Genomic DNA, 13,138 nt, shown 5'->3' with positions numbered 1-13,138 from the left:
TGTCTCATCTCGCCCGGTCGCGCGCAAGATCAGTCAGTATGCCGGCGGCGACAGTAATGCGTGCGAGGTTTGGATCGGCGCCGTCACTGAGGCTTGTGAGCTCCTCGACGATGCGGTTGATCCGAATCCTGTCCTGCGCATGCCAAGCCTGAACCGGCTGTTTCTCCTTGCCGTGGTCCGCGAGTGCGGAGATCACGATATCGCGACGGGCACTGGCAATCTGATCGATGCTGCGGGCGAGCGCGAGGTTCTCGTAGTGATCCGAGGTGATAATGCGGTTGCCGGCAGCAAGCAGCCGGCCGACGCGGAAGGTCTGCGTGAAGGCAAAGTAGTTTTCGGCGGCACGCGTCAGCGCTTCACCGGTCCTGTCGGCGATCTGCATGATTTCCGGCACGAGGGCGAATGTCGAAAGAGCAGTGATTTCAGCGGCAAGCTTTTCTGGCAGGCCTGCTTGCCGATAATCCTGCCGGCGTGCAGCGGCATCGGCTCCAGCCTGATCGGCAAAGACAGGCTTGAGTTTTTTCAACGCCGCCTGCAGCCGGCTAATGATTCCGGCCAGATCGCCCCTGGTCATGCCGGTCTTCAGCAGCAGCCGCGTCAGTACCACGAAGCTGTTGCCGATCTCTTCATAGACCCTGTTCTGGACCTCACCTGAAATCTTGTTGTCCAAGGCATCCGTTTCAGCCCATAGCCGGTTGAGATCGAAGCCATCGCGAGCGACGATGGCGGCGCGCACGACCTCAGGAGCGGAGGCTGCGGTCGCATCCATCATGCTGACGACGAAACCCGGTCCGCCGCGGTTGATTGCCTCGTTTGCAAGCACGGTCGCGATGATTTCTCGTTTCAGCCGATGGCTGCCGATGTCGGATGCGTGGGATTTCTGCATTTTGGCAGGGAAGTAATTGAACAGTGTGCTGACGAAATACGGATCGTCGGGCAACTCGCTGGCGATTACTGCGTCGAAGAGTACGATCTTGGCGTAGGAAAGCAGCACGCCGATCTCCGGCCGCGTCAGCGGCTTGCCGGCGGTATAGCGCTCGGACAGGGAAGCCTCGTCGGGCAACGTTTCCACCTTGCGGTTCAACTGTCCGGCTGCTTCCAGCACGCTCATGAAGCGACCGAGCTCAAGGCCGTTTGCTGTTCCCTTGCGGACTGTCAGCGAGATTGCCAGAGATTGCAGGTAGTTGTTGCGGAGCACGAGGCCCGCTACTTCATCGGTCATGCTGCCGAGAAGCTGGTCGCGCTTGGCGCGGCTGAGGCGCTGTTCATGCATGGCGTTTGCCAGCGCGATCTTGATATTGACCTCAACGTCCGAGGTGTTGACGCCGGCAGAATTGTCGATGGCATCGGAATTGCTGCGTCCGCCCTTGAGGCCATAGGCAATGCGCCCCTTCTGGGTAACGCCGAGGTTGGCGCCTTCGCCGATCACCTTGGCGCGTACTTCGTCGGCCGTTACGCGGATTGGATCGTTGGCACGATCGCCGACGTCGGTATCGGTCTCTGATGCCGCCTTTACATAGGTGCCGATACCGCCGAACCAGAGAAGGTCGACGGGGCTCTTGAGGATCGCCGTCATGATCTCGAAAGGTGTGGCAACCGCCTTGTCGATACCAATGGCAGCCACGGCCTCCGGCGTCAGCGTGACCGACTTCGCAGAGCGTGAAATGATCATCGCGCCTTTAGACAGCACAGACTTGTCGAAATCCTGCCAGCTCGAACGTGGCAGATTGAAGAGGCGCTGGCGCTCGGCAAGCGTCTTTTCCATGTCCGGATCGGGATCAATGAAGATGTCACGATGATCGAAGGCGGCCAGCAGCCTGATCTTCGGCGAGAGCAGCATACCGTTGCCGAAAACATCACCCGACATGTCGCCAACGCCTGCTACCGTAAAGGGCGTCGTCTGAATGTCGATATCCATCTCACGGAAGTGACGTTTCACAGTTTCCCAAGCGCCGCGGGCGGTAATGCCCATCTTCTTATGGTCATAGCCAGCCGAGCCGCCCGATGCAAAGGCGTCGTCCAGCCAGAAGCCGGCTTCCTGAGCGAGGGCATTGGCGGTATCCGAGAAGGTTGCCGTGCCCTTATCGGCCGCGACGACGAAGTAAGGGTCATCGCCATCGAGCCGCACCGTATTATCGGGCGGGATGATGTCGGCGCCGGAAATGTTGTCGGTAATGGAGAGCAGCGTACGGATGTAGGTCTTATAAGCTTCCCTGCCCGCATTGAAGATCTCTTCGCGACTGCCGCCGACCGGCAGTTTCCTGGGATAGAATCCGCCCTTGGCACCGACAGGCACGATCACGGCGTTCTTGACCTGCTGCGCCTTCACGAGGCCCAGAACTTCGGTGCGGTAGTCTTCGGCGCGGTCCGACCAGCGCAGGCCGCCGCGGGCAACGCGGCCGAAGCGCAGATGCACGCCTTCCACTTCCACGCCATAGACGAAGATTTCGCGGAAGGGTTTCGGCTCCGGTAGACCGTCGACCAAATGCGGGTCGAGCTTGAAGGCGAGAATTGCCCTCGGTGTCCCATCGGCGTTACGCTGGAAATAATTGGTGCGCAGAGTCGCATCGACGATGTTGACGTAGCGTCGCAGGATACGGTCGTCATCCAGGCTCGGCACGTCGGCAAGTTTGGCTTCGATTGCCTGATGCAGTTCGGCAAGCTTCTTGATACGAGCCTTTTCCGACAGCTTCGTATCGAGTGTGTCGTGGAAGAGGCGGAAGATCGAGACGGCGATGGAAGGATATTTGTCGAGGGTGGTTGCGATATAATCCTGTGAATAGGCGATGCCGGCCTGGCGCAGATAGCGCGCATAGGCGCGCAGCACATTCACCTCGCGGGCCGAGAGGCCGGCCGACAGGATCAGCCGGTTGAAGCTGTCATTGTCGATCGTGTCGTTGAAAGCTGCAACGAAGGCTTCTTCAAGCGGTGCGCCAAAACGTGCGAGGTCAATGTCCGCGCCGCTGCGCGCTTCGAGTTCCATGTCGTGCAGCACCACGATGTTGATGGTGCCGTCGGCGGCCGGAACTTCGATATCGAAGGTCCGTTCGCTCAGGACGTTGAAACCGAGGTTTTCAAGCAGGGGCACGCGGCGCGACAGCGGCAGCTGCTCGCCGGAATGGAAGATCTTCAGAGACAGGATGCGGCCGCGTTCATCGTCCTGGCGATAGTAGAATTCGATGCGGATCGGTTCGCCGGCGGCGCATGCGGCGATGTCGGGGAGGTCGCCGACCGCTTCATTCGGCGTGAAGGCTTCCTGGAAGGCATTGCTGACGCCGAGCTTCGGCGCCTTGGGGCCGGCGAGCATCTCGAAGCGGCTGTCCCAGCGTGCGGTGATCTGGCGGATCGTCTCCTCAAGCTTGGCCTGATGGATACGCGGCGTCTTACCGCCCGAGCGGCCGATGATGAAGTGAACGCGAGCCACCCCACCTTCTGGGAAGGCGGGGTAGTAGGCCGAAACGCGGCCGTCGTAGACGGTTTTCAGATAAGTGCCGATCCGCTCTCGCACGATCGAGTCATATTCCTCGCGCGGCACGAAGACGATGACGGAGACGAAGCGGTCGAAATGGTCGATGCGCGGTAGCACTCGCACGCGCGGGCGATCGGCGAGGTCGTTGATCTGCTCGGCGAAGGTCGCAAGCAGCGGGGTATCGATTTGGAAAAGATCGTCACGCGGATAGGACTCTAGCGTGTTATCGAGCATGCGGCCCGAGTGGCTCATCGGGTCGAAGCCGAAATGCTCCTTCACCTTCTCGATCTTGGATCGCAGCAGCGGAATTTCAGAGGCCGAAGAGGTGTAGGCAGTTGACGTGAAAAGGCCGACAATGCGCAACTCCCCTGTCACGTTGCCCTGGGTGTCGAAGCGCTTGACGCCGACATAGTCCATATAGGCACGGCGGTGGACGATGGATTTCACATTGGCCTTGGTGACGATCAGGAAGTCCGGACCATCGAGGAAGGCGAGGATTTCGGGCGTCGTCGTGACGGCGTCCTTGCCGGTGCGCAGAACGAGAACTTCAGGATTGGAGAGAATGCCGAGGCCCGTTCCCTTGTCGCGTTCGACCTTCGCATCCGGGCCTTTGCCGGAATAGATGTAGTCGCGCATACCGAGGAAGGTGAAGTTCTCGTCACGCAGCCAGGTCAGGAAGGCGATTGCTTCGTCGCGATCGACCTTCTTGCGGCTGGCGTTATAGTTCGAAAGCTCTGAAATTACTTCATCGACCCGGGCAAGCATCGGCTTCCAATCGGAGACGGCAAGCTCTACCTGCTCGAGCACTGCCTTGATCCGCTTGATCAGATCGGTGGCCTGTGAGGGGCTGAGCGGTGATATATGAAGCTGGATGTGGCTGACCCGCTTAGCCGGGTCGCTCGGTACATCGGCGGAATAGAGTTCAGGGCCCTTGCCGTCCTCCAGGATCAGGATCGGATGAACTGCCATGCAGATGTCGCGATATGTGCTGGTCACCTCGCCCATGACGGATTCGTACAGGAAGGGCTTGTTGTGATCCGTCACCGAAAGGATGGAGACTGCGATGCCATCGGGGGCGACATCGGCGACCGTGTCGATGCTGACACGAGGTGTCTTGCGGTTCCAGGCGGTAATTTCGGCTGCCGAATGCACGGCGGAAAGCGCAAGCATTTCCGGTGTGTAGAGTTCGAGGTCGTCGCCGCTGGCCCGGCCGAAGAGGATTTCGGGGTCGAGATGGGGTTCGCCGGTTGTAGCCGCGATCTTGCGCGCGCTTTCGATCTGCTTTTCCCGTTTTGGATTGTTTCTGGCAGCCATGGATCATCCCCCCGATTTGTTTTGATATGGGCAAGTTAGCAGAAGGCTCTTCGAAAGAATCTTTAAAAAGGGGCTTCGAAAAGTAGTTTTCGTGCTTTTTTGACTATGCTGGCGAGAGATTTCGAAAGTTTTTGGGTCGTTTTGTGTCGATGGAGGGCAAAGCGTCCTTATCCGGCTTTTTCGCCCCGAGGCACATTTCCACGCTCGCGTGAAGAATGGTTGACAGCGCCTCGTCAAAAAGATCATCAACGGCGGTCAGAATTCGGATTCGGATGTCATGTCGGAAAACGCAGCAGGCGCAGTCATCGTCATCTCCAGCCATGTCGTGCGCGGATCGGTCGGAAATCGGGCCGCGGTCTTCGCGCTGGAAACGCTTGGCCATCAGGTCTGGGCGCTGCCCACGATCGTGCTGCCCTGGCACCCCGGTCACGGCCGATCGACACGACTCACTTTTGCAGAGGCCGATTTCGAGGCGGCGATCGACGATCTCATCCGTGCGCCGTGGATCGGCGAGGTCAAAGCCGTCCTGTCAGGCTACTTCGGCAATGCGGCCCAGGCTCGCTCCGTTGCGAAACTCGTTGCGTCCTTGCGTGAGAAGAATCCGGAGTTGCTTTATGTCTGCGATCCGGTCATGGGCGATCTCGGTGGTCTCTACGTGCCGGAAGCAACGGCCGAGGCGATCCGTGATCATTTGATACCGCTTGCTTCACTCGCAACGCCGAACCGTTACGAGCTCGCCTGGCTTTCGGGCGCTGCACTCGATGATAACGGAGCGGTCATGGAAGCTGCACTCGCGCTCGGCCCTTCACGCATGCTGGTCACGTCGGCGGTGCCGATGATGACGGGGAGCACCGGTAACCTCTATCTCTCCGGAAAGCATGCCCTGCTTGCCGAACATCGTGTCGTCGAGAACCCACCGAATGGCCTCGGCGATTTGCTCGCCGCCCTCTTCCTGTCCCGCTTGCTCTCGGGAATGGAGGACGAACAGGCGTTGCAGCTTGCCACGGCAAGCGTGTTCGAAGTGCTGGCGCGTGCCGTCAAGCGCGGCAGTAACGAACTGATGCTGGCAAGCGATGCTTCGAGCCTTTCGACGCCTATGGCAATGGTGCAAATGCGCCATCTCGTCCATCCTGTCCAACGACGAAAAAAATAGCTCTCATTCTATTGCAGCGCAGCAGTTGATCTTGGCTCGCGCACGCGTTAATCCAGGGGCATGATGAGCTTTCCCAACTCCCTTTTGGACGGTTATCGCAACTTCATGAGCGGGCGCTATGCCGACGCTCGCGACCGATATCGGCAGCTTGCGGAAAACGGGCAGAATCCGACGACGCTCGTCATTGCTTGTTGCGACTCGCGTGCGGCTCCAGAACTGATCTTCGATGCAGGGCCTGGTGAGCTGTTCGTCATCCGAAACGTTGCGAACATGGTGCCGCCATATGAACCGGACGGCCATTTTCACTCAACATCGGCGGCTCTCGAATTTGCCGTTCAGGCGCTGAAGGTCAAGAACATCGTCGTCATGGGCCATGGTCGCTGCGGCGGTATCCGCGCCGCGCTCGATCCCGATGCCGAGCCTTTGTCGCCGGGCGATTTCATCGGTCGCTGGATGTCGCTTGTTCGCCCCGCCGCCGAACAGATCGGCAGCAACAACGTCATGACAGCTGCCGAGCGGCAGACGGCGCTGGAGCGGGTCTCCATCCGCAACTCGATCAGCAATCTCAGGACTTTTCCTGATATCAAGGCGCTCGAGGAGGAAGGCAAGCTGGAGCTGCATGGCGCATGGTTCGATATCTCGACCGGCGAGCTCTGGGTGATGGATTCTGAGACACTCGACTTCATCCGTCCCGAAATCTTGGGATAGGCAGCTTTATCGGTTTTTTAAGATATTCCAATAAGCTCGCTTACAAGGTGCAACGCGCGCGGATTGGTCATGAATTTCGAATCAGTGAAATTCAAGAACACAAGCAGGGCAGTGTTGGTCGCTATCCTGCTGCCGTTCGTCTTCATGGTTGCCGAAGGAGTGGTGTTGATCCGCTCTTCGCTCATGCAATACCAGGCGCTCGAAAATGACCACCTCTTTGCGGATGTTCTTGCTCGTGGAGGATCAATTGCCGCTAATGAGATCCTAGCAGAACTGGTTGCGACGCGAATCTATGTTAACAATCCCGACGAGACGACCAAGGCGTCCATGAAGGAAAGGCGCAGCGCGCTCGACAGCGAACGCGCGCATTTCAACGCCAGCATTCCGCCTATCGGAACGCTCGATCTCGGCCTGCAGTCGCAGCTTTCCGATCTCCGCCTCGCCTATAGCCGCATCATCGCCACCCGTTCGGCGGTCGATCAGGGGTATTACGGCAAGGATGGCAACCCGGTTCACATCTATGGTCAGGCTGGGCTGAAGCAACTTGGCCTTGTCGAATCACTTTCGTCACGGATCCACGACCCCGTGCTGTTGCGCAAATCTAACGAGCTGATGAGCATCTTGCTGACCTATTATGGCGAGCGGCTGATCGGTAGCCTCGGGCAGCGTTACTTCGACCGCGCCGATTTCTCACCCATGTCGCATGGGCAGCTCGTCCAGGGCGAGATGATGCTCGGTAACGGCATGGATCGCCTGCGCTTCCAATCTTCTTCGTCCGTCGTGCGGGAAATTCTTGTCTATCGAGCCCAACCTGACGAGGTCTGGGCCGATACCCTCACCCAGGCCATGGTTTCCGGTGCGCTGCGGCCGGATAAAACGATCCGGGACAAATGGCTTGGTATCCAGAATGAGCGGCTGGATTTTCTGAGACAGAAGATCGATTCCGTCACCGACGACATCCATGTGACCGGGCAGAAGCTGTCGATGCGCTCGCATATTCACATGACAGTCGTGCTTGCGCTGTCATCCGGATTGGTGCTGCTTGTTGCCCTTATTGCAGTGCTTGCAGTTCGGGGCGTTCGTCTCGTCGCTCGTGTCACCGAAGAGCGTGAATTGCTTGTCAATGAGCTGCGCAATGCCGCCCAAACCGATCTTCTGACAGGCCTTTACAATCGCCGTGGTTTCGAAGCTGCCGCTTTAGCGCTCCTGACGCAAGCTGAGTATGGATCACGCTGGATTTCCGTCGTGCTATTCGATCTCGATCACTTCAAGAAGATCAACGACGCGCATGGCCATGATGCCGGCGATATAGTGCTGAAGCAGGTAGCCCGCATCGCACGGGAAAATTTCCGCTCCTTCGATCTTCTGGTTCGCCATGGAGGAGAGGAGTTTATGGCACTTCTTCCGGATTCGATGCCCGAGGATGCGGCCACCGTCGCGGAACGTGTCCGATTGGCCATCGAGGCTGCGGATATCGAGCTGCCGAGCGGCGAGCTTTTGCGAGTTACAGCGAGCTTTGGCTGCGCGGGTCGTGCAAATGCCACGAGCAACCGCAATTTCGATGATCTGGTGAAGCGCGCCGACCTGGCGCTTTATGCAGCCAAGGCTTCAGGACGCAATTGCGTCGTCGCCGGACCGGTCGTTCCCACGGCCTCCTCGCACGAGGGGCGACGTAATGCTGCCGACAGCACCTAGGATTTCTGCATATGAAAACGCCGCATTCTCATGCGGCGCTCACATTAGCTTCTTATTGTCTCTTCAATTGCCGTCGATCTGCTGGCCGATATAGGCGATTGCCTGCTGATAGACCGTCGCGGCATTCCAGCCCTGGATGGCAACGAAGTTCGGCTCGCCCGGCTGGTAACCGGCGCCGGCACGCCAACCATGGCCTTTGAGGAAATTGGCGGTCGACGCTAGGGCGTCGGCGCGGGATCCGACCATATCGATGCGGCCGTCACCGTCACCGTCGGCGCCGTAGCTTACGACGTTGCGCGGCAGGAATTGGGTCTGGCCAATTTCGCCGTGGGCAGCACCTCGGGCTTGCGGGCTGAGGTAGCCCTCTGAAACGAGCTGCAGGGCTGCATAAAGCTGATCGGTGAAATATTCCGAACGGCGGCAGTCATAAGCGAGGGTGGAGACGGCCGACATCGTATGCTGGTTACCCATATAGCTGCCAAAGCCGGTTTCCATGCCCCAGATGGCGATCAGCGGGCCGGCCGGAACGCCAAAACGGCGCTCGATAGAGGCAAAAAGCGGCTGGTTGGCGGCTTTCATCGAACGGCCACGAGAGATGACGGCAGCACCGCCGCGCTTCTTCATGAACTCGTCGAAGGACAGTTTGAAGCTCTTCTGGCCACGGTCGGCTGAAATCGTCGGCCTATTGTAGCTGACATTTGCGAAGGCGCGGTTGAGGACCGACTGGCTGACGCCGTTCGCTGCTGCCGTCTGCTTGAAGTCGGCAACCCAGGCATCAAAACCAGCACTGGTATTGCCGCATTGCGGGCCCTGCGCAAATGCCGGTACCGCATGGAGGACGCCCATTGCCGCGGCGGCCACCAGAAACAACTTTATCATGCGCATTATGAAACCCCGTTCTCGATCTGCCTAGTTTTTAAGCCGGGCAAGAGAATGCCAGCCACGCTCGATTTTGTCACGATCACCTTTTAGCGAGCGCTTATACGGCCGCATATGCCCGAAAAAGCCCCGCTCGTCGAGCAGGGCTTTAGCATTTGATGGTTCACAAATGGTATCAGGCTGCCTGCTTGCGCGGCTTGACGAGACCGCGGTTGACAAGCAGCTCGGCAATCTGGATGGCGTTGAGAGCGGCACCCTTGCGCAGGTTGTCGGAGACCACCCAGATGTTGAGGCCGTTCTCGACGGTTGCGTCCTCGCGGATGCGCGAAATGTAGGTCGCGTCTTCGCCAGCGGATTCGTAAGGCGTGATATAGCCGCCGTCCTCGCGCTTGTCGATGACAAGGCAGCCCGGTGCCTCGCGCAGTATGTCGCGCGCCTGATCGGCGGTGATCTCGTTTTCGAACTCGATGTTGACGGCTTCCGAATGGCCGATGAAGACGGGAACGCGCACGGCAGTGCAGGTCACCTTGATCTTCGGATCCAGCATCTTCTTGGTTTCAGCCAGAACCTTCCATTCTTCCTTCGTGTAGCCGTCTTCCATGAACACGTCGATGTGCGGGATGACGTTGAAAGCGATCCGCTTAGTGAACTTCTTATTTTCGATCGGGTCCGCAACGAAGACAGCACGCGTCTGATTGAAGAGCTCGTCCATGCCGTCCTTGCCGGCACCGGAAACCGACTGATAGGTCGAGACGACAACACGCTTGATCTTGGCGAAGTCATGCAGCGGCTTCAGCGCGACGACGAGCTGGGCGGTCGAGCAATTCGGGTTGGCGATGATGTTGCGCTTGGTAAAGAGCGAGATCGCGTCCGGGTTCACTTCCGGAACGATCAGCGGCACGTCGGCGTCGTAGCGCCAGGCCGAGGAATTGTCGATGACGACGCAGCCCTGCTGGCCGATCTTCGGAGAGACGCGCTTGGAAACTTCGCCGCCGGCCGACATCAGGCAAATATCGGTATCGGAGAAATCATAATTCTCCAGATTGGAGACTTTCAGTGTCCGGTCGCCGTAGGAAACCTCGGTGCCCTGGGAGCGGGCGGAGGCGAGTGCTACGACTTCATCAGCCGGGAAACCGCGCTCGGAGAGAATGTTGAGCATTTCCCGCCCGACATTTCCGGTCGCTCCGGCGATTGCAACTTTGAAACCCATTTCTCAAGCTCTCTTTCTCTTCTCTCCTCTTGTCCAGTGAGGGGGAAAGCTGCGACATCATCGCGGCTTCCTGTCCCCGGCCGGGCCGGGGAGAGAGCGGCAGGCCAGAGACGTCAGACGGTTTTCGTCGTCGTTTTGGCCTTGGTTTTGGAAGAAACCGGAATGGCAAAATCCAGCCTGGCAATTTGTGCCAGGTTATTGCGCTCAGCGATGGCGTGCTCGTGGCGAACCATGGATATTCCTTTTCCGTCGTTGCTCATAAAAGGTTTTCCACAGGAGTCAAGGTTTTTGCTCGTGCGATCGGTATAGGAGCACGGCACTGCAATGCTGCGGCGTTTTGTCATCCCCCTGTCACTGCCGGGCGGTATCCCGGCCACGTTGTAACGACTGCAACGAAAAACGGGGGTTTTTCCATGCGTATGCTTCTCGCTGCTTTCGCGGCCACCACCATTCTTGCCGGCGCTGCTCAGGCAGCTTCGATCTATCCGCTTGATCGTGCCACGATTCTTTGCGGCTCGCCATTCGATTTCAAGGTCGAGCTCTCCAAGCAGGTCAAGCCGGAAGACGTAAAGATCACGGTCAACGGCCAGGATTACAAAACTGTCCTCGGGGGCGAGGCCAAGTTTGTAGAACTGGAAAAGGGCAAGGACGACAAAGCTCTCGGTTCCGCGCTCATTCTGCGCGGCCTGAAGATCGCCGCTCCAGGCACCTACAAGATTGAAGTCGCCGCGGGCGACGAAAAGAAGGCCGTGACTTGGGATGTTTACGGCACGAGCACGCAGCCGAAGGCCAAGAACGTTATCTTCTTCCTCGGTGACGGCCTTTCCGTCGCTCACCGAACCGCCGCCCGCATCATGTCCAAGGGCATGACAGAGGGCAAGGTGAACGGCTATCTGAACATGGACGACCTCGACCATATGGCCTTCATCGGCACGTCTGCCACGGACTCAATTACTACCGATAGCGCCAACACCATGTCCGCCTATATGAGCGGCCATAAGGGTGCCATCAACTCGTTAGGCGTTTATGCCGACCGCACGCTCGACACGCTGGACGATCCGCGCGTCGAAACCCTCGGTGAAGCCCTTCGCCGTCAGACCGCCAAGTCGATCGGCGTGGTAACGACCTCGGAAGTGCAGGACGCGACCCCGGCTGCCGTCGTCTCCCACACTCGTCGCCGCGACGACAAGGCTGAGATCACCGGCATGCTGTTCGACGTCAAGCCGGATGTCATCCTCGGCGGCGGCTCGGCCTATTTCCTGCCGCAGGCAACTGCTGGCTCGAAGCGCAAGGACGACAAGGACTACGTGAAGATGTTCCAGGACGCCGGCTATAAGCTCGCAATCGACAAGACGGAACTTGCTGCGGCTGCTGGCGCCAATGACGGTAAGATCCTCGGCCTGTTCCATACCGGCAACATGGATACGACACTCGACCGCGAATTCCTGAAGAAGGGCACCGTCGGCAAGTTTCCTGCCCAGCCTGGCCTCGTCGAGATGACGAAGGTCGCGCTCGACACGCTTTCGAAGAATCCGGAAGGCTTCTTCCTGATGGTCGAAGGCGCCAATATCGACAAGATGACACATCCGCTCGATAACGAGCGCGCCGTCGTCGATACGATCGAGTTCGACAAGGCCGTCGGCCTTGCGAAGGAATTCGCCGCCAAGAACCCCGACACGCTGATCGTCGTTACCGGCGACCACACACACGGCATCACGATCGTCGGCACGGTCGATGACACGGTCGAAGGCACCGATATGCGTGAGAAGGTCGCTGGCCGCGGCTTCACCAATTATGTCGACGCCAACAATGATGGCTATCCGGATAATCTCGACGTTTCCAAGCGCCTCGCCATGTTCGTCTCGAACTATCCGGACCATTACGAAACCTTCCGCCCGAAACTGGACAACCCGTTCGCCCCCGCAGTCCAGAACGAGAAGAAGGAGTTCGTCGCCAACGAAGCCTACAAGGACATACCCGGCGCCGTCTTCGTCCAGGGCAATCTGCCGAAGAGCCAGGCTTCCGGCGCCCACACGGTCGATGACGTCATCCTGCAGGCGACCGGCCCCGGCTCTGAAGGCTTTAAGGGCTACATGGAACAGAGCGACGTCTACCGCGTGCTGGCCGATACCTTCGCTCTCGGCGCCAAGCAGACGAACTGATCCGTCAGGGCTTTGGCCCTCACTCTTCGCCAATCATGTTCCCGGCCTACGTGGCCGGGGATTCGCTTGCTGGAGACCGATATGGAAAAGCTTTCTTCCCTGCGCTTCACCCGTCGGGGGTTTATCGGGGCGTTGGGCCTCATGCCTTTTGCGGCTTCCGCTGCCCGCGCGGCCGATGCCTCGCTTACCTTCGACGAACTCTATGGCAAGTTCGGCGTCCTCGGGCTTGAGTTTTCCGACAAGGTAAAAACGCTTGCCGGCAGGGACATCAGCATGAAGGGCTTCATGGCACCGCCGCTGAAAGCAGAAGCGCAATTCTTCGTGTTGACCGAAGTGCCGATGTCGCTGTGCCCTTTCTGCTCCTGGGATGCTGATTGGCCTGACAATATCGTCGTCGTCTATCTTGGCGAGAAACAGACCTTCGTGCAGCCGAGCCAGACGATCGAAGTGCGTGGCACGCTCGAATATGGTTCCTGGAAGGATCCGGAAACTGGGTTTGTGAGCCTGCTGCGCATCCGCCAGGCCGAATATTCCACCGTTTGAGCATC

9 protein-coding genes are annotated in these 13,138 nt (G+C 58.8%); 5 read left to right on the top strand and 4 right to left on the bottom strand.

The window, feature by feature from the left end; genetic code table 11:
• Positions 1-4 precede the first annotated feature (4 nt).
• On the bottom strand, positions 5-4,783 hold the full coding sequence (locus EV281_RS21745) for an NAD-glutamate dehydrogenase (protein WP_132656112.1): 4,779 nt from the start codon (positions 4,781-4,783) through the stop codon (positions 5-7).
• Positions 4,784-5,060: 277 nt separating this feature from the next.
• On the opposite strand from EV281_RS21745, the gene pdxY reads away from it, so the two are divergent.
• The 3 genes from pdxY to EV281_RS21730 all read left to right on the top strand — a co-directional run bounded on the left by pdxY (position 5,061) and on the right by EV281_RS21730 (position 8,339).
• Positions 5,061-5,936, top strand: coding sequence for a pyridoxal kinase PdxY (gene pdxY / locus EV281_RS21740; RefSeq protein ID WP_132656110.1), 876 nt, complete (start codon positions 5,061-5,063; stop codon positions 5,934-5,936).
• Between the two features lie 60 nt (positions 5,937-5,996).
• Positions 5,997-6,644: a carbonic anhydrase gene (locus tag EV281_RS21735; RefSeq protein ID WP_132656108.1), complete on the top strand. Its 648-nt coding sequence runs from the start codon at positions 5,997-5,999 to the stop codon at positions 6,642-6,644.
• A gap of 84 nt (positions 6,645-6,728) precedes the next feature.
• On the top strand, positions 6,729-8,339 hold the full coding sequence (locus EV281_RS21730) for a GGDEF domain-containing protein (RefSeq protein ID WP_132656309.1): 1,611 nt from the start codon (positions 6,729-6,731) through the stop codon (positions 8,337-8,339).
• A gap of 63 nt (positions 8,340-8,402) precedes the next feature.
• On the opposite strand, the gene EV281_RS21725 is transcribed toward EV281_RS21730, so the two are convergent.
• The 3 genes from EV281_RS21725 to EV281_RS21715 all read right to left on the bottom strand — a co-directional run bounded on the left by EV281_RS21725 (position 8,403) and on the right by EV281_RS21715 (position 10,772).
• Positions 8,403-9,224 (bottom strand): lytic transglycosylase domain-containing protein, encoded by an 822-nt coding sequence (locus EV281_RS21725; RefSeq protein WP_132656106.1) that lies wholly within the window; start codon positions 9,222-9,224, stop codon positions 8,403-8,405.
• 169 nt (positions 9,225-9,393) lie between these two features.
• Entirely contained in the window at positions 9,394-10,428 is a 1,035-nt protein-coding gene (locus EV281_RS21720) for an aspartate-semialdehyde dehydrogenase (RefSeq protein ID WP_132656104.1), read from the bottom strand.
• 113 nt (positions 10,429-10,541) lie between these two features.
• Positions 10,542-10,772, bottom strand: a complete 231-nt coding sequence (locus tag EV281_RS21715; RefSeq protein ID WP_132656102.1) for a hypothetical protein — start codon at positions 10,770-10,772, stop codon at positions 10,542-10,544.
• 69 nt (positions 10,773-10,841) lie between these two features.
• On the opposite strand from EV281_RS21715, the gene EV281_RS21710 reads away from it, so the two are divergent.
• Both EV281_RS21710 and EV281_RS21705 read left to right on the top strand, forming a co-directional pair.
• On the top strand, positions 10,842-12,590 hold the full coding sequence (locus EV281_RS21710; protein WP_132656100.1) for an alkaline phosphatase: 1,749 nt from the start codon (positions 10,842-10,844) through the stop codon (positions 12,588-12,590).
• Positions 12,591-12,671: 81 nt separating this feature from the next.
• Complete coding sequence (locus EV281_RS21705; RefSeq protein ID WP_132656098.1) at positions 12,672-13,133, top strand: hypothetical protein; 462 nt, start codon at positions 12,672-12,674, stop codon at positions 13,131-13,133.
• Positions 13,134-13,138 lie beyond the last annotated feature (5 nt).

Origin of the sequence: Rhizobium sp. BK418 (assembly GCF_004341105.1) — a bacterium.
Classification (GTDB): domain Bacteria; phylum Pseudomonadota; class Alphaproteobacteria; order Rhizobiales; family Rhizobiaceae; genus Rhizobium.
Note: the sequence above shows the minus strand (reverse complement) of the source record. Positions and strands in the feature narration are given on the sequence as shown.

Bases quoted from the DNA above. Each gene is read 5' to 3' on its own strand.
- EV281_RS21745 (WP_132656112.1), bottom strand. From the start codon at position 4,783: ATGGCTGCCAGAAACAATCCAAAACGGGAAAAGCAGATCGAAAGCGCG.
- pdxY (WP_132656110.1), top strand. From the start codon at position 5,061: ATGTCGGAAAACGCAGCAGGCGCAGTCATCGTCATCTCCAGCCATGTC.
- EV281_RS21735 (WP_132656108.1), top strand. From the start codon at position 5,997: ATGATGAGCTTTCCCAACTCCCTTTTGGACGGTTATCGCAACTTCATG.
- EV281_RS21725 (WP_132656106.1), bottom strand. From the start codon at position 9,224: ATGCGCATGATAAAGTTGTTTCTGGTGGCCGCCGCGGCAATGGGCGTC.
- EV281_RS21720 (WP_132656104.1), bottom strand. From the start codon at position 10,428: ATGGGTTTCAAAGTTGCAATCGCCGGAGCGACCGGAAATGTCGGGCGG.
- EV281_RS21715 (WP_132656102.1), bottom strand. From the start codon at position 10,772: ATGACAAAACGCCGCAGCATTGCAGTGCCGTGCTCCTATACCGATCGC.
- EV281_RS21710 (WP_132656100.1), top strand. From the start codon at position 10,842: ATGCGTATGCTTCTCGCTGCTTTCGCGGCCACCACCATTCTTGCCGGC.
- EV281_RS21705 (WP_132656098.1), top strand. From the start codon at position 12,672: ATGGAAAAGCTTTCTTCCCTGCGCTTCACCCGTCGGGGGTTTATCGGG.